This window comes from Rhizorhabdus dicambivorans, from assembly GCF_002355275.1.
Taxonomy (GTDB): Bacteria; Pseudomonadota; Alphaproteobacteria; order Sphingomonadales; family Sphingomonadaceae; genus Rhizorhabdus; species Rhizorhabdus dicambivorans.
On the sequence record NZ_CP023449.1, the window covers coordinates 970,001 to 989,296 of the forward strand.

The 19,296-nt window shown below is 65.3% G+C and carries 21 protein-coding genes, 1 tRNA gene and 2 rRNA genes (1 of these 24 running past the window's edge); 9 read left to right on the forward strand and 15 right to left on the reverse strand.

Features of this window, described 5'->3' with window-relative positions; all coding sequences use genetic code 11:
* From CMV14_RS04630 to CMV14_RS04640, 3 genes are all read left to right on the forward strand, one after another.
* Positions 1-1,236: ribosomal RNA gene (locus CMV14_RS04630) — 23S ribosomal RNA — on the forward strand (it extends 1,569 nt beyond the left edge of the window).
* Between the two features lie 101 nt (positions 1,237-1,337).
* Positions 1,338-1,452: ribosomal RNA gene (rrf, locus tag CMV14_RS04635) — 5S ribosomal RNA — on the forward strand.
* 53 nt (positions 1,453-1,505) lie between these two features.
* Positions 1,506-1,582: transfer RNA gene (locus CMV14_RS04640), tRNA-Met, on the forward strand.
* A gap of 260 nt (positions 1,583-1,842) precedes the next feature.
* Here CMV14_RS04640 and CMV14_RS04645 read toward each other — a convergent pair.
* Positions 1,843-3,024, reverse strand: a complete 1,182-nt coding sequence (locus tag CMV14_RS04645; RefSeq protein ID WP_066968649.1) for a beta-ketothiolase BktB — start codon at positions 3,022-3,024, stop codon at positions 1,843-1,845.
* A gap of 156 nt (positions 3,025-3,180) precedes the next feature.
* Complete coding sequence (locus CMV14_RS04650; RefSeq protein ID WP_066968647.1) at positions 3,181-4,071, reverse strand: LysR family transcriptional regulator; 891 nt, start codon at positions 4,069-4,071, stop codon at positions 3,181-3,183.
* 97 nt (positions 4,072-4,168) lie between these two features.
* Between CMV14_RS04650 and CMV14_RS04655 the strand changes: the two genes are divergently transcribed.
* The 3 genes from CMV14_RS04655 to fghA all read left to right on the forward strand — a co-directional run bounded on the left by CMV14_RS04655 (position 4,169) and on the right by fghA (position 6,661).
* Positions 4,169-5,281 (forward strand): S-(hydroxymethyl)glutathione dehydrogenase/class III alcohol dehydrogenase, encoded by a 1,113-nt coding sequence (locus CMV14_RS04655; RefSeq protein WP_066968645.1) that lies wholly within the window; start codon positions 4,169-4,171, stop codon positions 5,279-5,281.
* A 23-nt stretch (positions 5,282-5,304) separates the two neighbouring features.
* On the forward strand, positions 5,305-5,697 hold the full coding sequence (locus CMV14_RS04660; protein WP_066968643.1) for a VOC family protein: 393 nt from the start codon (positions 5,305-5,307) through the stop codon (positions 5,695-5,697).
* A gap of 121 nt (positions 5,698-5,818) precedes the next feature.
* Positions 5,819-6,661: an S-formylglutathione hydrolase gene (gene fghA / locus CMV14_RS04665; protein WP_066968640.1), complete on the forward strand. Its 843-nt coding sequence runs from the start codon at positions 5,819-5,821 to the stop codon at positions 6,659-6,661.
* A 31-nt stretch (positions 6,662-6,692) separates the two neighbouring features.
* Here fghA and CMV14_RS04670 read toward each other — a convergent pair whose 3' ends face one another.
* The 3 genes from CMV14_RS04670 to CMV14_RS04680 form a co-directional block, all read right to left on the reverse strand.
* A complete protein-coding gene (locus CMV14_RS04670; RefSeq protein ID WP_066968638.1) occupies positions 6,693-8,798 on the reverse strand; it encodes a RelA/SpoT family protein in 2,106 nt (701 codons plus the stop codon).
* 208 nt (positions 8,799-9,006) lie between these two features.
* Entirely contained in the window at positions 9,007-9,348 is a 342-nt protein-coding gene (gene rpoZ, locus CMV14_RS04675; protein ID WP_066968636.1) for a DNA-directed RNA polymerase subunit omega, read from the reverse strand.
* Positions 9,349-9,440: 92 nt separating this feature from the next.
* Positions 9,441-10,070, reverse strand: coding sequence for a class I SAM-dependent methyltransferase (locus CMV14_RS04680; RefSeq protein ID WP_066968635.1), 630 nt, complete (start codon positions 10,068-10,070; stop codon positions 9,441-9,443).
* 376 nt (positions 10,071-10,446) lie between these two features.
* Here CMV14_RS04680 and CMV14_RS04685 point away from each other — a divergent pair, with 376 nt between their 5' ends.
* Positions 10,447-11,331, forward strand: a complete 885-nt coding sequence (locus CMV14_RS04685; RefSeq protein WP_066968633.1) for a LysR substrate-binding domain-containing protein — start codon at positions 10,447-10,449, stop codon at positions 11,329-11,331.
* 225 nt (positions 11,332-11,556) lie between these two features.
* On the opposite strand, the gene ahpD is transcribed toward CMV14_RS04685, so the two are convergent.
* Both ahpD and CMV14_RS04695 read right to left on the reverse strand, forming a co-directional pair.
* Positions 11,557-12,078, reverse strand: coding sequence for an alkylhydroperoxidase, AhpD family (gene ahpD / locus CMV14_RS04690; RefSeq protein ID WP_066968630.1), 522 nt, complete (start codon positions 12,076-12,078; stop codon positions 11,557-11,559).
* A 104-nt stretch (positions 12,079-12,182) separates the two neighbouring features.
* On the reverse strand, positions 12,183-12,728 hold the full coding sequence (locus CMV14_RS04695; RefSeq protein ID WP_066968628.1) for a peroxiredoxin: 546 nt from the start codon (positions 12,726-12,728) through the stop codon (positions 12,183-12,185).
* A gap of 105 nt (positions 12,729-12,833) precedes the next feature.
* Here CMV14_RS04695 and CMV14_RS04700 point away from each other — a divergent pair, with 105 nt between their 5' ends.
* Positions 12,834-13,736, forward strand: coding sequence for a hydrogen peroxide-inducible genes activator (locus tag CMV14_RS04700; protein ID WP_066968626.1), 903 nt, complete (start codon positions 12,834-12,836; stop codon positions 13,734-13,736).
* A 5-nt stretch (positions 13,737-13,741) separates the two neighbouring features.
* Here CMV14_RS04700 and CMV14_RS04705 read toward each other — a convergent pair whose 3' ends face one another.
* From CMV14_RS04705 to pgsA, 6 genes are all read right to left on the reverse strand, one after another.
* Complete coding sequence (locus CMV14_RS04705) at positions 13,742-14,482, reverse strand: metallophosphoesterase family protein (RefSeq protein ID WP_066968624.1); 741 nt, start codon at positions 14,480-14,482, stop codon at positions 13,742-13,744.
* A gap of 121 nt (positions 14,483-14,603) precedes the next feature.
* Positions 14,604-15,305 (reverse strand): anti-sigma factor, encoded by a 702-nt coding sequence (locus CMV14_RS04710; protein ID WP_066968622.1) that lies wholly within the window; start codon positions 15,303-15,305, stop codon positions 14,604-14,606.
* Entirely contained in the window at positions 15,298-15,831 is a 534-nt protein-coding gene (locus CMV14_RS04715; RefSeq protein ID WP_066968621.1) for a sigma-70 family RNA polymerase sigma factor, read from the reverse strand. Before CMV14_RS04715 ends, CMV14_RS04710 begins: the two co-directional genes overlap by 8 nt.
* Positions 15,828-16,286 (reverse strand): molybdenum cofactor biosynthesis protein MoaE, encoded by a 459-nt coding sequence (locus tag CMV14_RS04720; protein WP_066968619.1) that lies wholly within the window; start codon positions 16,284-16,286, stop codon positions 15,828-15,830. The genes CMV14_RS04715 and CMV14_RS04720 overlap by 4 nt, the downstream gene beginning before the upstream one ends.
* Positions 16,283-16,540, reverse strand: coding sequence for a molybdopterin converting factor subunit 1 (gene moaD / locus CMV14_RS04725; RefSeq protein ID WP_083216086.1), 258 nt, complete (start codon positions 16,538-16,540; stop codon positions 16,283-16,285). The genes CMV14_RS04720 and moaD overlap by 4 nt, the downstream gene beginning before the upstream one ends.
* A 9-nt stretch (positions 16,541-16,549) precedes the next feature.
* Complete coding sequence (pgsA, locus tag CMV14_RS04730) at positions 16,550-17,101, reverse strand: CDP-diacylglycerol--glycerol-3-phosphate 3-phosphatidyltransferase (protein WP_066968617.1); 552 nt, start codon at positions 17,099-17,101, stop codon at positions 16,550-16,552.
* A 227-nt stretch (positions 17,102-17,328) separates the two neighbouring features.
* Between pgsA and CMV14_RS04735 the strand changes: the two genes are divergently transcribed.
* Positions 17,329-18,594 (forward strand): MFS transporter, encoded by a 1,266-nt coding sequence (locus CMV14_RS04735; protein ID WP_066968615.1) that lies wholly within the window; start codon positions 17,329-17,331, stop codon positions 18,592-18,594.
* Positions 18,595-18,636: 42 nt separating this feature from the next.
* On the opposite strand, the gene CMV14_RS26665 is transcribed toward CMV14_RS04735, so the two are convergent.
* Together CMV14_RS26665 and CMV14_RS04740 are read right to left on the reverse strand one after the other, a co-directional pair.
* Positions 18,637-18,789: a hypothetical protein gene (locus CMV14_RS26665; protein WP_176489119.1), complete on the reverse strand. Its 153-nt coding sequence runs from the start codon at positions 18,787-18,789 to the stop codon at positions 18,637-18,639.
* A 46-nt stretch (positions 18,790-18,835) separates the two neighbouring features.
* Entirely contained in the window at positions 18,836-19,282 is a 447-nt protein-coding gene (locus tag CMV14_RS04740) for a hypothetical protein (RefSeq protein ID WP_066968612.1), read from the reverse strand.
* Positions 19,283-19,296: the final 14 nt, after the last annotated feature.

The window sequence follows — 19,296 nt, forward strand, 5'->3', positions numbered from 1 at the left end:
GGTAGAGTATACCAAGGCGCTTGAGAGAAGTGTGCTGAAGGAACTCGGCAAATTGCCTCCGTACCTTCGGAAGAAGGAGGCCCCACATATGGGCAACCATTTGTGGGGGGCACAGGCCAGGGGGTAGCGACTGTTTAGCAAAAACACAGGGCTCTGCTAAGTCGGCTTCAAGACGACGTATAGGGTCTGACGCCTGCCCGGTGCCTGAAGGTTAAGTGGAGGGGTGCAAGCTCCGAAATGAAGCCCAGGTAAACGGCGGCCGTAACTATAACGGTCCTAAGGTAGCGAAATTCCTTGTCGGGTAAGTTCCGACCTGCACGAATGGCGTAACGACTTCCCCACTGTCTCCAGCACATGCTCAGCGAAATTGAATTCTCCGTGAAGATGCGGAGTACCCGCGGTTAGACGGAAAGACCCCGTGCACCTTTACTGCAGCTTCAGAGTGGCATTAGGAAAGAATTGTGTAGCATAGGTGGGAGGCTTTGAAGCCAGGGCGCCAGCCCAGGTGGAGCCATAGGTGAAATACCACCCTGTTGTTTTCTGATGTCTAACCTCGAACCATGAAACTGGTTCAGGGACCCTCTGTGGCGGGTAGTTTGACTGGGGCGGTCGCCTCCCAAAGAGTAACGGAGGCGCGCGAAGGTTGGCTCAGGCCGGTTGGAAACCGGCTGTTAGAGTGCAATGGCATAAGCCAGCCTGACTGCGAGACTGACAAGTCGAGCAGAGACGAAAGTCGGTCATAGTGATCCGGTGGTCCCTCGTGGAAGGGCCATCGCTCAACGGATAAAAGGTACGCCGGGGATAACAGGCTGATAACCCCCAAGAGCTCATATCGACGGGGTTGTTTGGCACCTCGATGTCGGCTCATCACATCCTGGGGCTGGAGCAGGTCCCAAGGGTTTGGCTGTTCGCCAATTAAAGTGGTACGTGAGCTGGGTTCAGAACGTCGCGAGACAGTTTGGTCCCTATCTGCCGTGGGCGTCGATATTTGAGAGGAGTTGACCCTAGTACGAGAGGACCGGGTTGAACGTACCTCTGGTGGACCTGTCGTGGCGCCAGCCGCGCAGCAGGGTAGCTATGTACGGACGGGATAACCGCTGAAAGCATCTAAGCGGGAAGCCTCCCTCAAGATAAGATATCTTAGAGCGGTCGAAGACCACGACCTCGATAGATCGGATGTGGAAGTGCGGTAACGCATGGAGCTAACCGATACTAATTGCTCTAGTCGCGCTTGAGAACCCCACCATCAACAACAATCCTGATTGATGGCGGAATATCTCAGCATCATACATATCGCACGGTTTCTAGAACCTCGACAGCATGCGCCCGCTCTATAGCTTGGTGGCCATAGCGTCTGTGACCCACCCGATCCCATCCCGAACTCGGCCGTGAAACCAGACCGCGCCGATGGTACTAGCGCTTAAGCGGTGGAAGAGTAGGTCGTCGCCAGGCTTTATAGCAGGCGCAGCGCTCGTCGATACACACCCATTCACATCTCACCCTGGCGCGGGGTGGAGCAGCCCGGTAGCTCGTCAGGCTCATAACCTGAAGGTCACAGGTTCAAATCCTGTCCCCGCAACCAATCCCATACCCCCCACACACCCCGCCCGGATATAACCGCGGCGGGCTTCCTTCGTGCCCTCCACAATTGCGTCGCAGCCTGCGGCAACCGCAACGGTCCAGACGCCGCACGGCCGGGCTTGATCATCTTCCATGAAGGCCAAGAGCCAAGGGGCGTGCGGTGCATGTCGAGGCCTGTCCCGCCCTGCCGCGGCGGGGGCTCGCCATGGCCGGTTGGGGTGGCCATGCCGACGCATTGCGCGCCCGCATGGCCCATTGCCGTCAGACGGCTTCCCAGATGGCGGCGATACCCTGGCCGCCACCGATGCACATGGTCGTCAGGCCATATCGACCGCCGGTGCGCTGCAGTTCATGGACGAGCTTCGTCGTGATGATCGCGCCCGTCGCGCCGACCGGATGCCCGATCGAAATGCCGCTTCCGTTCGGATTGACCTTGGCCGGATCGAAGCCGAGTTCCCGAGCGACGGCGCAGGCCTGGGCGGCGAACGCCTCATTGGACTCGATGACGTCGATATCGCCGATGTCGAGCCCCGCCCTGGCCAGCGCATTGCGCGTCGCCGGCACGGGCCCGATGCCCATATAGGCAGGATCGACCCCGGCATGTCCGTAGGCAACCAGCCGGGCGACCGGCTTCAGGCCGTGTGCGGTGGCGGCCCGCCCACTGGCGAGGACGACGGCGGCCGCCCCGTCGTTGATGCCGGAGGCGTTGCCGGCGGTGACCGTGCCGTTCTCCTTCCGGAAAACGGGCTTCAGCTTCCCGAAATCGTCGGCCTTGGCGTCGCGGCGCACATATTCGTCGGTATCGAAGAGGCTCACCTTGCCCCGGATATTGAGTTCGATCGGTACGATCTGCGAACGGAAATAGCCCTGCTCGATGGCGTGCGCGGCGCGCTGCTGGCTTTCGAGCGCCAGGGCATCCTGGTCTTCCCGCGAGACGCCGTAGCGTGCCGCCACATTCTCGGCGGTGACGCCCATATGGATGCCCTCGAACGGATCTGAGAGCGCGCCCAGCAGGCCGTCCAGGAACGCGCCGTCGCCCATGCGCTGGCCCCAGCGCAGCGCGGGCGCGAAATAGGGCGCGCGGCTCATGATCTCGACGCCGCCGGCCAGCGCCACGCCATGATCGCCAAGCATGATCGACTGGGCCGCGCTGATGATCGCCTGCAGGCCGGATCCGCATAGCCGGTTGACGCTCAGCGCCGGCGCCTCCTTCGGGATGCCCGCGCCCATGGCGGCGATGCGCGCCACATAGGCGTCGCGCGGTTCGGTCGCTATCACGCTGCCGAACACGACATTCTCGACAAGACCGGCCTCGATCCCGGCGCGCTCGATGGCCGCGCGCGCGACGATCGCGCCGAGTTCTCCAGGCCGGTGATCCTTGAGCGAGCCGCCGAAGGCGCCCACCGGGGCGCGGGCTGAGGAAAGCAGGAACACGTCAGACATTATCGACCTCCCGATGGGCGGGCCTACGACTTCGCAGGGCCGGCAGCTCGATATTTGTACCAAACACTTGTTACAAACTCAATGTGTCTCGACCTTTCGCCCTGCCCATCGCATCGCATCGGCTCGATCTGCGTCGAGAAGCCCTCGCTTGACGGATCAGGGTGTGGCCGGATTGATCCGGTCGTCCAGTTCGGCCTCCAGCGCGGCGATGATCCGCTGCACCTTGGGCAGCAGATAGCGGCGCTGCGGATAGACCGCCCAGATCGGCTCGGGCGCATCGGCATGGTCCTCCAGCACCGCGACGAGCCGGCCCTGGTGAATATGATCGCGGACGTAGAAGGCGGGCAACTGGCATATCCCCATGCCGGCCAGGGCGGCTTCGACCACCGCGGCGCCGCTGTTGCAGCGGAGCCGTCCGGCAGGAACCAGATTGCGGCGCTGGCCGCCTTCCATGAAATGCCAGGTGCTGTTGATCCCGATCAGGCATTCATGGCGTTCGAGATCCGCGGGGCAAGCGGGGCGGCCGTTGCGATCGATATAATCGGGCGCGGCACAGCTTATCACCGAGCGGGCCGCGATCTGGCGGGCGGCGAGGCGCTGGTCCAGGGGGTGGCCTGTGCGGATCGCCACGTCGAAATCCTCGCCGACCAGATCGATCACCCGGTTGGTCAGTTCCAGCGTGACCGATATCTTGGGATGTTCCATCAGGAAGCGGCCGATGATCGGCGCGACGAAGCGCTCTCCCAGCGTGGTCGAGCAGGTCAGCCGCAGCCCGCCCTGCATCTCTCCCTGGCCGCGCACCATCAGCAACGCCTCGTCGCGCTCCTCGATGATGCGGCGGCTCTGGTCGACCAGGGTGCGTCCCATCTCAGTCGGGCGGACGGTCCGCGTCGTGCGGGTGAACAGCTCCACCTTGAGGCGATGTTCGAGCCGCTGGACGATACGGCTGACATGCGACGGCGAGACATTCAGCCGCCGCGCCGCTCCGACGAAGCTGCCGGTTTCGGCGATCGCGACGATCTCCTCCAGACCCTCCCAACTCGACATTGATTATTGCTCCGTGGAAAGAGTCTATTGCTAACTGCAATATTTATGTCCGCCACGCACTAATGGTAAAGCGTGCATCGGAGAAGAGGAGCATTTGATGAAGACTCGTGCCGCCGTAGCCTTCGAAGCGAAGAAGCCGCTGGAGATCGTCGAGGTCGACCTGGAGGGCCCGAAGGCGGGCGAGGTCCTGGTCGAGATCATGGCGACTGGCATCTGCCACACCGATGCCTATACGCTGGACGGCTTCGACAGCGAAGGCATCTTCCCCTCGATCCTCGGCCATGAGGGCGCGGGCATCGTGCGCGAGGTCGGCGCTGGCGTCACCTCGGTCAAGGCCGGCGACCATGTCATCCCGCTCTACACGCCCGAATGCCGCCAGTGCAAAAGCTGCCTCAGCGGCAAGACCAACCTGTGCACCGCGATCCGCGCGACCCAGGGCAACGGCCTGATGCCCGATGGCACCAGCCGCTTCAGCTACAAGGGTCAGCCGATCTTCCACTATATGGGCTGCTCGACCTTCTCGAACTTCACCGTGCTGCCCGAGATCGCGGTGGCGAAGATCCGTGAGGACGCGCCCTTCCAGACCAGCTGCTATATCGGCTGCGGCGTCACCACCGGCGTCGGCGCGGTGGTCAACACCGCCAAGGTGCAGGTCGGCGACAATGTCGTCGTGTTCGGCCTTGGCGGCATCGGCCTCAACGTAATCCAGGGCGCCAGGCTTGCGGGCGCCAACAAGATCATCGGCGTCGACATCAACCCCGACCGCGAGGAATGGGGCCGCAAGTTCGGCATGACCGACTTCCTCAACAGCAAGGGGATGAGCCGCGAGGATGTCGTCGCCAGGATCGTGACGATGACCGACGGCGGCGCGGACTATACGTTCGACGCGACCGGCAACACCGAGGTGATGCGCACCGCGCTTGAGGCCTGCCACCGTGGCTGGGGTACCAGCATCATCATCGGCGTGGCGGAAGCCGGCAAGGAGATCGCGACGCGGCCGTTCCAGCTCGTCACCGGCCGCAACTGGCGCGGCACCGCCTTCGGCGGCGCCAAGGGCCGCACCGACGTACCCAAGATCGTCGACATGTACATGACCGGCAAGATCGAGATCGATCCGATGATCACCCATGTCATGGGGCTGGAGGAGATCAACACGGCGTTCGACCTGATGCACCAGGGCAAGTCGATCCGTTCGGTCGTGGTTTACTGACAAACAAGTAAGGGAGACGGAATGTGGCGGTGATTTCAGGCGATGGCGTGTTCTCGCACACCTGCGTGGGCGCGAGCGATCTCGCGACCTCGACCAGCTTTTACGACGCGGCGCTGGCGCCGCTCGGCGTGAAGAATATGGGGCCGTTCGGCGAGACCGTGGTGCTTTACGGCAAGGATAAGCCGGCGTTCCTGGTGCTGAAGCCGGGCAATGGCGAGGCGCCCTCGGGCAATGGCGTGACGATCGGCTTCGCCGCCGCCACCCCGGCCGACGTCGACGCGTTCCACGCGGCCGGCCTGTCCGCCGGCGGCACCTGCGAGGGCGCCGCGGGCCCGCGCGGGCATTTGCCGGGGGCCTATGCCGCCTATCTGCGCGACCCAGCCGGCAACAAGGTCTGTGCCTATACGTTCGTCTGATCGGCACGATCGGCTGATATCCGGGGGCGTAGACTTCGGTTCGCGCCCCCGTCGTCCTGGTAGAACATCGTCGCCCCGGATCAGGTCCGGAATGACGTAAATATAAGGCTTGAGGGAAAATATGAGCCTCGAAACCGTCTCCAGCAACCTGTCCTTCGGCGGCGTCCAGGGCGTCTACAAGCACGCCTCCTCTGTGACCGGCACCGACATGACCTTCTCGGTCTATGTGCCGCCGCATGCGCCGGGGATGAAGCTGCCGGTGGTCTGGTATCTGTCGGGGCTCACCTGCACCCATGCCAATGTCACCGAGAAGGGCGAGTTCCGCCGCGCCTGCGCCGAACTCGGCCTGATCTTCGTCGCGCCCGACACGAGCCCGCGCGGCGAGGGCGTGGCGGACGATCCGGCGGCGGCCTATGATTTCGGGCTGGGCGCGGGCTTCTATGTCGATGCGACCACGGAGCCGTTCGCCCGTCACTATCGCATGTGGAGCTATGTGACCGAGGAACTGCCAGCGCTGGTCGCCGCCAACTTCCCCGCCGACATGGCGCGCCAGGCGATCATGGGCCATTCGATGGGCGGCCATGGCGCGCTGACCATTGCGCTGACCTTCCCCGATCGCTTCCGCTCGGTCTCCGCCTTCGCGCCGATCGTTGCGCCGGGGCAGGTGCCCTGGGGCCACAAGGCGCTGCCCGGCTATCTTGGCGACGACAAGGCGGCCTGGCGCCGCCACGATACCGTCGCGCTGATCGAGGATGGGGCGCGGGTGAAGGACATCCTCGTCGACCAGGGTGAGGCCGACGGCTTCCTGGCCGAGCAGCTCAAGCCCAGCCTGCTGGTCGCCGCCTGCACCGATGCCGGGATCGACCTGACGCTGCGGATGCAGCCGGGCTATGACCACAGCTATTATTTCATCTCGACCTTCATGGAGGATCACCTCCGCTGGCACGCCGAGCGGCTGGGTTGATTCCGATGGGGCGGGAGGCGGCGGGCTTCGTTTAACCCGCCGGGGTACGTTCCGCCGAGGAGACCGCGTCGGCCGCGCGAAGCGCCGCGATGATCTTCATCAGATGCTGCACGTCATGCACCTCGATCGTCACATCGTAGGTGTGGAAGGCGGTGTCGCGGTGCGACAGGCTGAGGTTCACGATGTTGGCGTGATGCGCCCCCAATATGCCAGACATCACCCCCAGCGCGCCGGGCTCGTTCTTCACGATCACGGTCAGCCGCGCGGTGCCGCCGTCCGATCCGTCGCCCCAGGCCAGGTCGACCCAGTCGGCCTCCTGCATCTCGGCGAGACGGCGGCAGTCGATGGTGTGGACCTCGACGGGCTCGTCGGGCCGGCGCACGCCGATGATGCGGTCGCCCGGCACCGGGTTGCAGCAATCGGCGAGCTGGAAGGCCACCCCGGGGGTGAGCCCCTTCATCGAGATCGCCTCGCGCTGGCCGCTCTCACGCCGCTTGACGCCGGCCTTCTCGGCGCTGCCCGGCATCAGCGCGTCCATCACCGTCGCGTCGTCCAGCAGCTTGCGCGCCACCGACTCCATCAACGCTTCCTCGTCAGGCAGCTTGAGGCGCTTGAGCGCTTCCTTGAGCGCATCGGGGCCGAGCGCGGCGGGCAGCCGCTTGACGATCCCGTCATAGAATTTGCGGCCCAGCTCAATCGTCTCCTCGCGCTCCTTCTGGCGAACGAAGCGGCGGATGGCGGCGCGCGCCTTGCCGGTGAGCGCGAAGCTCAGCCATTCCACCTGGGGCTCCTGCGCCTTGGAACGCAGGATCTGCACCTGATCGCCATTCTCGATCGGAGTCCGGAGCGGCACTACCCGCCCGTTGACCTTTGCGCCGACCGTGGAATCGCCGACATCGGTATGGACCGCATAGGCGAAGTCGATCGCGGTCGATCCCTTGGGAAGCTGGATCAGCTCGCCGGTCGGGCTGAAGGCGAAGATGCGATCCTGGTACATCGCCATCTTGGTGTGTTCGAGCAGTTCCTCGGGATTGTCGGCATGTTCTAGGATGTCGACGAGGTCGCGGATCCAGCTATGGCTGCCATTGGGATCGGTTGGCTTGCCCTGCTTGTAGGCCCAGTGCGCGGCCAAGCCGTACTCGGCCTCGGCGTGCATTTCCTCGGTGCGGATCTGCACCTCGATGCGCATCTTCTCCGAATGGATGATCGACGTGTGGATCGACCGGTAGCCGTTGCGCTTGGGGGTGGAGATATAATCCTTGAAGCGGCCCGGCACCATCGGCCAGCGGCGGTGCAGCACCCCCAGCGCCTTGTAGCATTCGTCGATGTCCTTCACGATCACGCGAAAGGCCATCACGTCGGACAATTGCTCGAAGCTGATGTGGCGTTCTGCCATCTTGCGCCAGATCGAATAGGGGTGCTTCTCGCGCCCCTGGATTTCGGCGGTGATATCGGCGCGGCCGAGTTGCAGGCGCAGGCCGGAACTGATCCGCGAGATCAGGTCGCCGCCGCCGTCGTTGAGCTGCTTGAGCCGCTTGGTGATCGACGCATAGGCATCGGGCTCAAGCTGCTGGAAGGCGAGCGTCTGCATCTCGCGCATGAACTCGTACATGCCGATCCGCTCGGCGAGCGGCGCGTAGATGTCCATCGTCTCTCGGGCGATGCGGTGGCGCTTCGCTTCCGACGGGATGTGGTGGAGCGTGCGCATATTGTGCAGCCGGTCGGCCAGCTTGACCAGCAGCACGCGGATATCGCTCGACATGGCGAGCAGGAATTTGCGCAGATTCTCGGCGGCGCGCTCATTCTCGGTCTGCGCCTCGATCTTCGACAGCTTGGTGACGCCGTCGACCAGCCGCGCGACCGACGGCCCGAAGGTCTTCTCGATCTGCTCGGGGGTGGCGACCGTGTCCTCGATCGTGTCGTGGAGGATCGCGGTGGCGATCGTCTCATCGTCGAGCTGGAGGTCGGTCAGGATGCCGGCCACCTCGATCGGATGGCTGAAATAAGGGTCTCCGCTCGCCCGCTTCTGGCTGCCATGCGCCTGCATCGAAAAGACATAGGCGCGGTTGAGGAGCGCCTCGTCGGCGTCAGGATCGTAGGTCAGTACCCGATCGACAAGTTCATATTGTCTTAGCACCCCTCTATGATGGGGTGCGCCCCCCGGCCGATGCAACAGGCAAATGGCGGATTTTGTGGCGAAAGTGCCACAGGGTGATGCCGAAGCTCCTCTCTCTCCAAGCGGTACGGCGTCAAAGGAAAAGGGCACCGCGCGGGGTCGCGCGTGCCCTTATCTCCCCTTGCCGACGCAAGGAACTCCATCCCCTCCCTGCAGGGAGGAGAGCAGATTATTCGTAATCGCCGCCGATATTCTGGTTGCGGGGCGGGGCGGCGGCCGTGAGGCGCAGCGCCTCGGCCGAAGCCGCCAGCGAGCCGATCTCGTCCGGCGCATCGTCATCGTCGACGCGGACGCGCTGCAGGGTCGAGACCACCGCCTCGTGCAGGTCGGCCGGAGTGATCGTCTCTTCGGCGATCTCGCGCAGCGCGACGACCGGGTTTTTATCGCGGTCGCGATCGAGGGTCAGTTCGGCGCCACCCGAAATCTGGCGGGCGCGCTGGGCAGCCAGCAACACCAGGTCGAACCGGTTGGGAATCTTGTCGACGCAATCTTCGACGGTAACGCGCGCCATCAAACGCTCCGATGCAATGCGGTATTTCGGAAAGAGGCGCGGCTAGCAGGCGCCCGTGAAAATGTAAAGAAAAATAGGCCGATCCGCCGGAATCAGGCGGCTTCTTCCACCTGTTTATGAGCCCAGAACAGGCCGCACGGGGGAATATTCCACCATTCGAGGTCGCGATCGATCGAATCGAACAGCGGCTCCAGCAGGCGCAGCACATAGGCCGAATATTGATAGACCAGGAAACTGCCGCCGGGGCGCAGCACCCGATGGGTCGCCTCGACGATCGCCGCACCTACCCCCGCCGGAAGCGTGGAGAAGGGCAGGCCCGACAGGACATAGTCGGCCTTTTCGAAGCCGTGCGCCGCGATGATCTCGTTGACATCGGCTGCCGAGCCATGTGCGGCGACGAAGCGGGTGTCGGCGAATTTGCCGCGCAGATAATCGATGAACACCGGGTTGGTGTCGATCGCCAGCAGGGTGGCGTCGGGCGGGAGCCGCTCAAGGATCGTCGCGCAGAAGGTGCCGACTCCGGGGCCATATTCGACGAACAGCCTGGTATTGGCCCAGTCGACTGGCGCCAGCATCGTCTCGATCGTCCGCTTCGAGGAAGGGATGACCGATCCGATCATCACCGGATGTCGCAGGAATTCGCGGAAGAAGAGGGTGAAAGGGCTGATCCTGGTGGCCTGTGCCGCCTGGCCAGGCAACTGATCCGCTAGTGATTCACCCATGATCGTTCCGTCGGCTTATCGTTGTCCGTTCCTTCCCGTCGCAAATGCCGCCGGCAAAGGCAAGCATCACCCGTTACGGACGCGACAGGACGGGCATTCCAACCGTCCAGACAGCCGGCCGGTTGCGCGCGGGACGAAAAAAAGGCCGGCTCCCAAGAGGAACCGGCCGAAAGTTTTAGGAGAGGATGCCTGAAAGGCCCGTTCTTTTTGCGCTGCGGCATCGATCTTCGCAAATGCGGAGATTGACAAGGTGGTTGCAATATATGCAATCTTGAAATCCCGATAATCTGCGGCTTATATGGGGTATGGCCAATATGGATTGGCGTTTGCGGCATTTTGCGATGCAACGTGATTCGCGCTTCGACAGGAGGCTCTCATGCGTAGATTGCCGCCGCTGACGGCGATCGAGGCGTTCGTCCAGGTTGCTCGCCTCGGTTCGGTCAAGGCCGCTGCCGAGGAACTGGCTTTGTCCTCGCCCGCGCTGAGCCGCCGCGTCCAGGCGCTCGAGCGCTTCATGGGCCGCAACCTGTTCGAGCGGCGTCACCAGGCGATGATGCTGTCGGCGGAGGGGGAGAAGCTGCTGTCGCGGATCGCCCCCGCGCTCGACCAGCTCACCCTGGCGATCGACGCCACCTCGGGCGACAGCGAACTGGTCCGCCTGCGGCTGGCGGTCATGCCGCTGTTCGCTTCGCAGCGGTTGATGGCGCGCCTGCCCGAGCTGCGCCAGCAGCATCCCGAGCTGCACATCGACATCGACACGGGCAGCCACGCCCTGGCGCGGCTGGGCGAGGGGGTGGACGCGGCGATCCTGCTGGCGCGCGATATCGATTCGAGCCTCTATTCGCGGCGCATCGACCGCGACACGGCGGTGGCGATCGTCAATCGCTCGCTGCTGTCGGGCCGTTACCCGGTCAGCCGGGTCGAGGATATCGGCCGGCTCACCATCTTCCTCCACCGCGACATGCCTGAACTGTTCAACGTCTGGCGCGAAGGGCTGGGCCGTCCCGATCTGGAGCCGGCGGCGGTGGACCTGTTCGATTCGGGCCAGCTGATGCTGGACGCGGCCGCGCAGGGGCTGGGTGTGGCCTTCATGCTCAAGAGCCATCTTGAGGACTCGCACGACGAGCGCCTGACCCACCTGTTCGACGACAGCGTCGACAGCCCCTATGGCTATTGGTTCGCCTGCCGCCGGCCGGCGCTTTCGACCCGTGCCGTGCGAATCTTCCATGATTGGCTGTTCAGCACCATGTCGACGGTGTGACCCTTGAAGTTCCTCCCTGGCGGAGCCGGGGAGGGGGACCGCGCCGTCAGGCGTGGTGGAGGGGTGTTCCAACGATGGGGGACCGCGCAGGTGAAGAGGTCGAGACCCCTCCACCATCCGCTGCGCGGACGTGTTCGACGAGATCATGCCCCCGGCATGATCTTGCCTTGCTGGGAGCAAGGCAAAGTCGAGCACCCTCCCCGAGCTACGCTCAGGGAGGATCTTTTAAACCGCCGTCGCGTGGACGGTGGCGGCGGCCTTGATCACCGCGCCCACGCGGGCGGCGGCCTGGATCAGGTCGGCGCCGATACCATGCTGGCGCAGCACCTTCTCATGGCTGTCGATGCACAGGCCGCAACCGTTCATCGCCGAGACGGCGAGGCTGAACAGCTCGAAATCGACCTTCTCGATGCCGGGTGAACCGATCACGTTCATCCGCAGCTTCGCCGGCATCTGCCCATATTCCTTGTTCGAGGCGAGATGGACGAAGCGGTAATAGACATTGTTCATCGCCATCACCGCGGCCGAAGCGCGGGCGGCGTTGGCGGCCTCCGCGGTCAGCTTGCCCTCGGCCTCGGCCTCGGCGGCCTCGACGATGGGCTTGTAGCCGCTGCCATGCGCGCAGGCGAGCAGCAGGCCGTATTTGCGCTGGTCGTTGAGAAGCTGGTCTCCGAGCAGCGAACCGAGATTGAGCCGGATGTCCTTGGCATAATCGGGAAGGGCATCGGCGAATTGCTTGAGCGACATGTCATAAGCTCCGGTCAAGAAAAAGGCGCGGAGGTTGTTGTCCTCCGCGCCCTGTGGCCGCGCCTGTCCGGGGGGAAAGCCAGGCGCGGCAGGCCTGAAGACGATCAGGCGGCGGGCTTGAGGACCTCGTCGCCGGCCTTCCAGTTGCAGGGGCACAGCTCGTCGGTCTGCAGCGCGTCGAGGACGCGGATCGCCTCCTGCGGGTTGCGGCCCTGGTTGAGGCCGTTCACCGTGACGTGCTGGATGACGTTATGCGGATCGACGATGTAGGTGGCGCGATAGGCGACACCCGCATCCTTGTCGACGATGCCCAGCGCGTCGGCCAGCTTCTTCTGGTTGTCGGCGATCCAGGGGAAGTCGCAGGCGGCAAGCCGCTCATCCGACTTGCGCCACGCGAAGTGGACGAAATCGGTGTCGGTCGACGCACCGATCAGGACCGCGTCGCGATCCTCGAAATCCTTCTTCAGCTCGCCATAGCCGATGATCTCGGTCGGGCAGATGAAGGTGAAGTCCTTCGGCCAGAAGAACACCACCTTCCACTTGCCACCGGTATCGCCGGTGTCGATTGTCTCGCCGGCGGGGAGCGCCGAGACGCCCTGCTGGACGGGAAGCACGAAGGACGGGAATTTATCGCCAACCGTAAGGGCCACTTATATTCTCCATAGCGTAGGATGTTCTGGAGGCGACCTCTTGGCAGGCTGGACCTGAGCGTTCCAATTGATTATTTCGTCCCCAATGATCGAGGGAGGCGATGAATGGCGACCTATCTTCCGACCCTCAAGCAGCTTCAATATCTCGTTGCGCTCAAGGACCACGGGCATTTCGGACGGGCTGCCGAGGCGTGTTTCGTCACCCAGTCGACGCTTTCGGCCGGGTTGCGCGAACTGGAATCGCTGATCGGTATCACCCTGGTCGAACGAACCCGCCGCGTCGTCCGTTTCACGCCGTTGGGGCTGCGTATCGCCGAGAAGGCGCAGCGCGTGCTGCGTGAGGCGGAGGAACTGGGCGATCTGGCGCGTGCGGCCGGCAAGCCCCTGTCCGGCGACCTGCGCATGGGGGTGATCCCGACGATCGCGCCCTTCCTGCTGCCGCGCATCCTGCCGAAGCTGCGCGCGGCCTGGCCCGACCTGAAGCTCTATCTGCGCGAGGAGACGACCGGCGCCGCCTGCGATTCGCTGCATCGGGGGCATCTCGACTGCGTGCTGCTGGCGCTGCCCTATCATTGCGGCGACATCGAATCGGTCGATCTGTTCCTGGACCAGCTGTTCGTGGCCTATCCCGAGGGCGAGATGGACAATCCCCCGCGTGAGAAGATCGCCGCCGCCGACATCGACGAACGCCGCCTGCTGCTGCTCGAGGACGGGCATTGCCTGAAGGACCATATCCTCGCCGCCTGCAACCGGCCGGAGCTGCGCGCCGAGGCGGCGATGCTCGGAACCTCGCTGCACACGCTGGTCCAGATGGTCGACAACAGGCTGGGGGTGACCTTGCTGCCGGCGATGGCGCTGGATGCCGGCATTCTCGACAATACCAGGGTGGTGGTGAAGCCGCTCGCCGCCGACCATCCCTCGCGCCGCATCGCGCTTGCCTGGCGCCGGGGCAGCCCGCGCGAGAAGGAGTTCAAGCTTCTGGCGGACGCGCTGCGCGAGGCGGAGTGACGGCGCTACGCCATTCTGCCGGTTCGTAGCGCCACGGCCCAGTCCGGCCGTCCCCCCGCCTCCGCCCTGCGCGCGGCCTGTTCCCAGCCATAGTCGACGGCGATCAACTCGGCATTCCAGCGGCCGTCCGCGTCGCGCTCGGCGATCGCATAGCGGGCGTGGGGGCTGCCGCTCTCCATGACATGCGGCCAGGGGCGGTCATCCTCATAGGCGGGCAGGCCGACCGAGCCGGGATTGACGACGAGCCCGCCGCCCGCGCGGCGATGGAGGCGCGGTATATGGGTGTGGCCGCACAGGATCAGCGCCGCGTTCTCGCCGCCGCTTTTCGCCTCGATCTCGTCGGCGGTCGCGGCGCGCGCGCCCTCCGGACCGATATGGTCGAGATAATAGGCAAGGTCGTTGCCCGGCGTGCCGTGGCAGAGCAGGATATCGGGCGCGATGCGCAGGGTGGGGGGCAGGCCGGCCAGCCAGGCGCGGTGCGCGGGTGTGAGGCGAGGCGCCGCATAGGCGTCGGATGCGCCCATGTCGGCGATGTCGAGGGTCAGCAGCTGGCGCTCCTGATTGCCCGCGATCGTCGGAAGATCGAGCGGGATCAGCCGGTCGGCCGTCTCGGCCGGCTGCAGCGGCCCCGACAGGATGTCGCCGAGATTGACGGTGAGATCGGCACCGCGCCGCCCGATATCGGCCAGCACCGCATCGAGCGCGGCGAGATTGCCATGGATGTCGGAGATCGCCGCGATCCGCATCGCCGCTGTCTATCAGTGGTGGGCGGCTCGGCGAAGCGCGGATTCAGGTTAGTTCGGTGGCGCCGTCATTCACATTTCATCGGGCGGCGCCAAGAGCAGGCTGCGTAGGTTGCTTGGCGTATCAGCTGGTCGGCAGTTCGACCATCCGGCCCGAATAGATCACCGGGCCGGTCGGCAGGCCGGTCGGCGATCCGCCCTCGGGCTCGACCGAGACGGCGATGGTGTTGTCCTGCGCCATGTCGATCGCCAGCTTTTCCAGCGCCGTGGCGCCGCCGTCGCGCATCAGCCCGATCGACCGGGGCGGGGCCTTGCCGGCGATCACCCACAGCTCAAGGCTGTGGCCGGGGCGGGGCGAGACGTTGACCGGCATGACCCGCATCCTGCCCGAAGCCTTGTCATAAGTGACCAGCAGCGCGGGCGATCCGCCCGTCTCGCTGAGCGCGGCAACCGACTGGAACAGCGGCGAGGGAGCCTGTTGGGCGACCTGCGGGGCCGATTGCGGCGCCGCTGGCCGGGGACGCAGCGCGATTCCCGTGCTGACCAGCGCGAGCAGCGCGGCGGCGGCGGTGGCCGCCTGCCAGCGGCGCAGCACGCCATTGTCATTGGCCGGGCGGCCGGCGGTCTCGATCCGGTTCCACAGATCGGGCGCTGGCGTCGCCTCGGGAACCGCGAGCAGCAGCGGTGCCAGCCGGTCCTGCCACGCGGCCACCGCAGCGACCGCCTCCGGATCGGTCAGCAGGCGGCGCTGGAAGGCCCGGTGCTCGCCGGCGTCGAGCGTCCCCAGCACATATTCGCCGGCGGTCAGATCGATATCGTCAGCCATCGAGGCAGCCCTTCAGCCGGGCGAGGCCGCGATGCAGCCAGCTCTTGATCGTGCCGGTCGGATGGCCGAGCCGCGCGGCCAGCTCCTCGCGGCTCTCCCCGTTCAGATAGGCGGCCAGGATCAGCGAACGCTGCTCGGGATCGAGCCGGTCGAGGCAGGCGCGCAGCGCCGCCATCTGCTCGGCCGAGGCGCCGGCCGCCGGATCGCCCATCATGTCGAAATCGAAATCGTCGTCGCGGGTCCGGCCGCCGGGACGTTCGCGGCGGCGCTGGTCGATCGCGACGTTGCGGGCGATTGTCGCGGCCCAGCTGATCGGGCTGCCGCGCCGGGCATCGAAGCCCGCGGCATTGCGCCAGATCTTGGCATAGGCATCCTGCATCGCATCTTCCGCTAACGATCTCTCTGGCAAGATACGCAGGATGACGCCGAAAAGTTTTGCCGAGGTGCGTTGATAGAAGCGGGCGAAGGCCGCGCGATCGCCTTCCGCTACGGCCATCAGCAGTTCGGGAAGCTCTTCCGCACTCATCCTCTCGCTCCCCATCGCGCCGCGGCCTCGTCATCGTCCGCGCGGGCCTCGACCCAGCGGCTGCTGCCGTCGTTGAAATATTCCTTCTTCCAGAAGGGCGCACCGGTTTTCAACCAGTCGATGAGGAAGTGGGTCGCCTCAAGCGCGGCCGCGCGGTGGGGCGAAGCCGCCGCCGCGAGCACGATGCGCTCGCCCGGCAGCAGCTTGCCGTGGCGGTGGATCGCGGTGACGCCCAGCAGCGGCCAGCGCCCTGCCGCCTCCTCGGCGATCCGCGTCATCATCGCCTCGGTCAGCCCGGGATGATGCTCCAGCTCCAGCGCGGCGAGGCCGTCGCCACCCCGGACGATGCCGGTGAAGCTGGCGACCGCACCCCCGCCCCGTGCCTCGAGCCGTGCCAGTTCGGCGCCGACATCGATGTCGCCGGCCTGGACCAGGATGCGGATGTCGCCGCTCATCCCCCGGTCACCGGCGGAAACAGCGCGATCTCGCGCGCGCCCGCGATCGGGGTCTCGGGATCGGCGAAGGCATCGCCGATCGCGGCGCGAACCCTGGCCCGGTCCTCGAACGCCTCGGCATAGCCGCCGCCGCGCGCCGCCAGCCACTCGATCAGCCCGGCGACCGTCGTCACCTCCGGCGGGGGCGACACCGTCTCGGCGCTGCGGCCGATCGCCTCACGGACCCGGGCGAAATAGAGGAGCTCGATCGCCACGCCCGACCCTCAGTCCATGTGCCTGATGCCGACGCGCAGATAGTCCCAGCCGGTGATCAGAGTGAGGACCGCGGCCGCCCACAGGCTGAACAGGCCGACATATTCGATGAAGCTCCATTCGGGCAGCGCGCGGCCGAGGATGATCGCGCCCAGCGAGATGAGCTGGAAGGTCGTCTTCCACTTGGCGAGCTGGCTGACCGGCACCGAAACCTGTGCGCCGGCCAGGAATTCGCGCAGGCCCGAAACTGCGATCTCGCGCAACAGGATGATCAGGGCCGCGATCGTCGAATAGCCGGATATGTCACGGGTCAGCACCAGCATCAGGATTACGGCGGCGACCATGATCTTGTCGGCGATCGGATCGAGGAAGACGCCCAGCTTGGATACCGTGCCCTGCGCGCGGGCCAGATAGCCATCGAAATAGTCGGTGATCGCCATCAGCGCGTAGAGGCCCCAGGCAAGCGCATATTCGAGCCGGCTGGGTTCGGGCCACAGCAGGAAGACCAGGATCGGCACCGCCAGGATGCGGGACAGCGTCAATATGTTCGGCAGGGTCAGCATTCCCGCCTGCTCTAGAGCCTGATCGCCCGAGGTGGAAGCGCTTTGCGCTCGCGGCGATGGGGTAAAAGGGGCGTCACGTTCACCTCCTGCCGGTCGCAGCGGGGGCGTATCGGGCGTCATATCCGCGACACAGCCCGACGTTATCGGCTTGGACCTTGGCTGTCCGATGGGCTATGGGGGCGCCCGAGAGATGCCTGGTAACATACGATAAGGCGCAGAATTCCCGCATGACTCCATCCTTCCGGCTTCTTGCCAAGCGCCGGTTCCTGCCGTTGTTCGTCACCCAGTTCCTGGGCGCCTTCAACGACAATCTGTTCCGCACCGCGATGATCATGCTGGTCATCTATCGCATCTACAATGATCCGGCGCAGGAGGCGGCTTTCTCGGCGGTGGCCGGCGGTCTGTTCATCCTGCCCTTCTTCCTGCTCTCGGCGCTGTCGGGCCAGCTGGCCGACTGCCACGACAAGGCGCAGATTATCCGCATCGTGAAGACCGCGGAGATCGGCATCATGGTCTTCGGGGCGGCGGGGCTGCTTCTCCACAACGTGCCGCTGATGCTGGTCGCGCTGCTGTCGATGGGCGTCCATTCGACCTTCTTCGGCCCGATCAAATATGCGATCCTGCCCCAGCATCTGGAGGAGGATCAGGTGCTGCCCGGCACCGGCCTTGTCGAAGCGGGCACCTATATCGCCATATTGATGGGAACGATCGCGGGCGGCATCATCAGCGCGGAGCATGCCGCCATCGGCGTGCTGCTGGTCGCCGCGCTGGGCTGGCTGGCCGGCCGTCAGGTGCCCCCGGCCCCGCCGATGGTCGATGATGCGGGTGTCGATTTCCACGTGGTGCGCTCATCGATCAAGCTTGTGTCGGACACGATGCACGTCCGCCGGCTGTTCCTCGCCATCCTCGCGATCAGCTTCTTCTGGGCGCAAGGCGCGATCCTGGCGGCGCAGTTCCCGCCGCTGGTCAAGAATGTGCTGGGGGCCGACCAGAATGTCGCCACCCTGTTCCTGGCCATTTTCTCGGTCGGTGTCGCGATCGGCTCGATCGCGGTGAACCGCATCCTCCAGGGCGCGGTGTCGGCGCGCTGCTCGCCGGTCGCGGCTCTGGTGATGGGGGCGTTCGTCTGCGACATGTGGTGGACCGCGCACAACTGGCCCGATCCGGCGGGCGCCCTACACAACCTTTCCACCTTCCTCGACATGGCCGGATCGACGCGGGTGATGATCGATCTGCTGGGGATCGCCATCGCCGGCGGCATGTTCGTGGTGCCGCTCTATGCTTTCCTGACCACCACCGTATCAAAGGCCCAGACTGCCCGCACCGTCGCGGCCAACAACATCGTCAATTCGGGCGCGATGGTGGCGGCGACACTGATCCTTGCCGGGATGGTGCATATGGGCGTCTCGGTCGCCGAGACGCTGCTGATCGTCGCGGTGGCAAGCCTCGGCGCGGCGTGGCTGGCGTGGTTGCTGCACAAAGCGTGCGACTGACATTGACGCGTCGCCCGGCCTCCGCCGGGGGACGGTATATTGTCAGGGCACCAGTGCCGAAAAGGCGATGATCCCCAGCACATAGGCCAGCACAAACAGGCGCACGTCATAGCGCCAGCGTTCGCTGGTGGGATCGAAGCGCATCATGCTTCCCATATGAATGATGGCGGCGCGGCTGAAAAGCCGCACCGCCATCTGCTCCCGCTCATCCCGTCCCGCGAAGGGACGAACGGCAAGCCGTTTATCCGTTCACCGCCATGCTCTCGGGCGAAGGCTCAACGGTGCCGGTGCCGTTCGAACGCGTCCGGAAGCGGGTGATGTTGTCACGGGCCTGATCAATCCGCTCATGCGCGATGGTCGACAGGTCGTCGGCCGCCTTGCGCAGGCGTTCGCCGCCCGTGTTGGCAGCCGAGCGCAGCCGGTCGCGGTTCATGAAGATCGCTACTCCGGCCGCGACGATCCCGGCGATCACGCCGGCGGCGATCGACACGCTGGTGCGGTCGGTGGGAACCTTCTTGGCGGCCCGGGTCGCGCGGGTGCGCACCGAGCGCACCGCGCTCTTGGCCTCCTCGGTCAGCGTCTGCGCGCGGGTCTGGCGCGAGGCGGCGGTGGTGCCGCTGCTGCGCTTGCGGGCGGTCGAGCGACTGCCGGTCGACCGCGAACGGGTGGGGGTGGTTCTGGTAGCCATGGTCTCTCTCCATT

Excerpts from the sequence above, each read along its gene's own strand:
- CMV14_RS04685 (WP_066968633.1), top strand. The coding sequence starts at position 10,447 with ATGCGTAGATTGCCGCCGCTGACGGCGATCGAGGCGTTCGTCCAGGTT.
- CMV14_RS04735 (WP_066968615.1), top strand. The coding sequence starts at position 17,329 with ATGACTCCATCCTTCCGGCTTCTTGCCAAGCGCCGGTTCCTGCCGTTG.
- pgsA (WP_066968617.1), bottom strand. The coding sequence starts at position 17,101 with ATGCTGACCCTGCCGAACATATTGACGCTGTCCCGCATCCTGGCGGTG.
- CMV14_RS04655 (WP_066968645.1), top strand. The coding sequence starts at position 4,169 with ATGAAGACTCGTGCCGCCGTAGCCTTCGAAGCGAAGAAGCCGCTGGAG.
- CMV14_RS04680 (WP_066968635.1), bottom strand. The coding sequence starts at position 10,070 with ATGGGTGAATCACTAGCGGATCAGTTGCCTGGCCAGGCGGCACAGGCC.
- fghA (WP_066968640.1), top strand. The coding sequence starts at position 5,819 with ATGAGCCTCGAAACCGTCTCCAGCAACCTGTCCTTCGGCGGCGTCCAG.
- rpoZ (WP_066968636.1), bottom strand. The coding sequence starts at position 9,348 with ATGGCGCGCGTTACCGTCGAAGATTGCGTCGACAAGATTCCCAACCGG.
- CMV14_RS04650 (WP_066968647.1), bottom strand. The coding sequence starts at position 4,071 with ATGTCGAGTTGGGAGGGTCTGGAGGAGATCGTCGCGATCGCCGAAACC.
- CMV14_RS04700 (WP_066968626.1), top strand. The coding sequence starts at position 12,834 with ATGGCGACCTATCTTCCGACCCTCAAGCAGCTTCAATATCTCGTTGCG.
- ahpD (WP_066968630.1), bottom strand. The coding sequence starts at position 12,078 with ATGTCGCTCAAGCAATTCGCCGATGCCCTTCCCGATTATGCCAAGGAC.
- CMV14_RS04705 (WP_066968624.1), bottom strand. The coding sequence starts at position 14,482 with ATGCGGATCGCGGCGATCTCCGACATCCATGGCAATCTCGCCGCGCTC.
- CMV14_RS04715 (WP_066968621.1), bottom strand. The coding sequence starts at position 15,831 with ATGAGTGCGGAAGAGCTTCCCGAACTGCTGATGGCCGTAGCGGAAGGC.
- CMV14_RS04720 (WP_066968619.1), bottom strand. The coding sequence starts at position 16,286 with ATGAGCGGCGACATCCGCATCCTGGTCCAGGCCGGCGACATCGATGTC.
- CMV14_RS04710 (WP_066968622.1), bottom strand. The coding sequence starts at position 15,305 with ATGGCTGACGATATCGATCTGACCGCCGGCGAATATGTGCTGGGGACG.
- CMV14_RS26665 (WP_176489119.1), bottom strand. The coding sequence starts at position 18,789 with ATGGCGGTGCGGCTTTTCAGCCGCGCCGCCATCATTCATATGGGAAGC.
- CMV14_RS04645 (WP_066968649.1), bottom strand. The coding sequence starts at position 3,024 with ATGTCTGACGTGTTCCTGCTTTCCTCAGCCCGCGCCCCGGTGGGCGCC.
- CMV14_RS04740 (WP_066968612.1), bottom strand. The coding sequence starts at position 19,282 with ATGGCTACCAGAACCACCCCCACCCGTTCGCGGTCGACCGGCAGTCGC.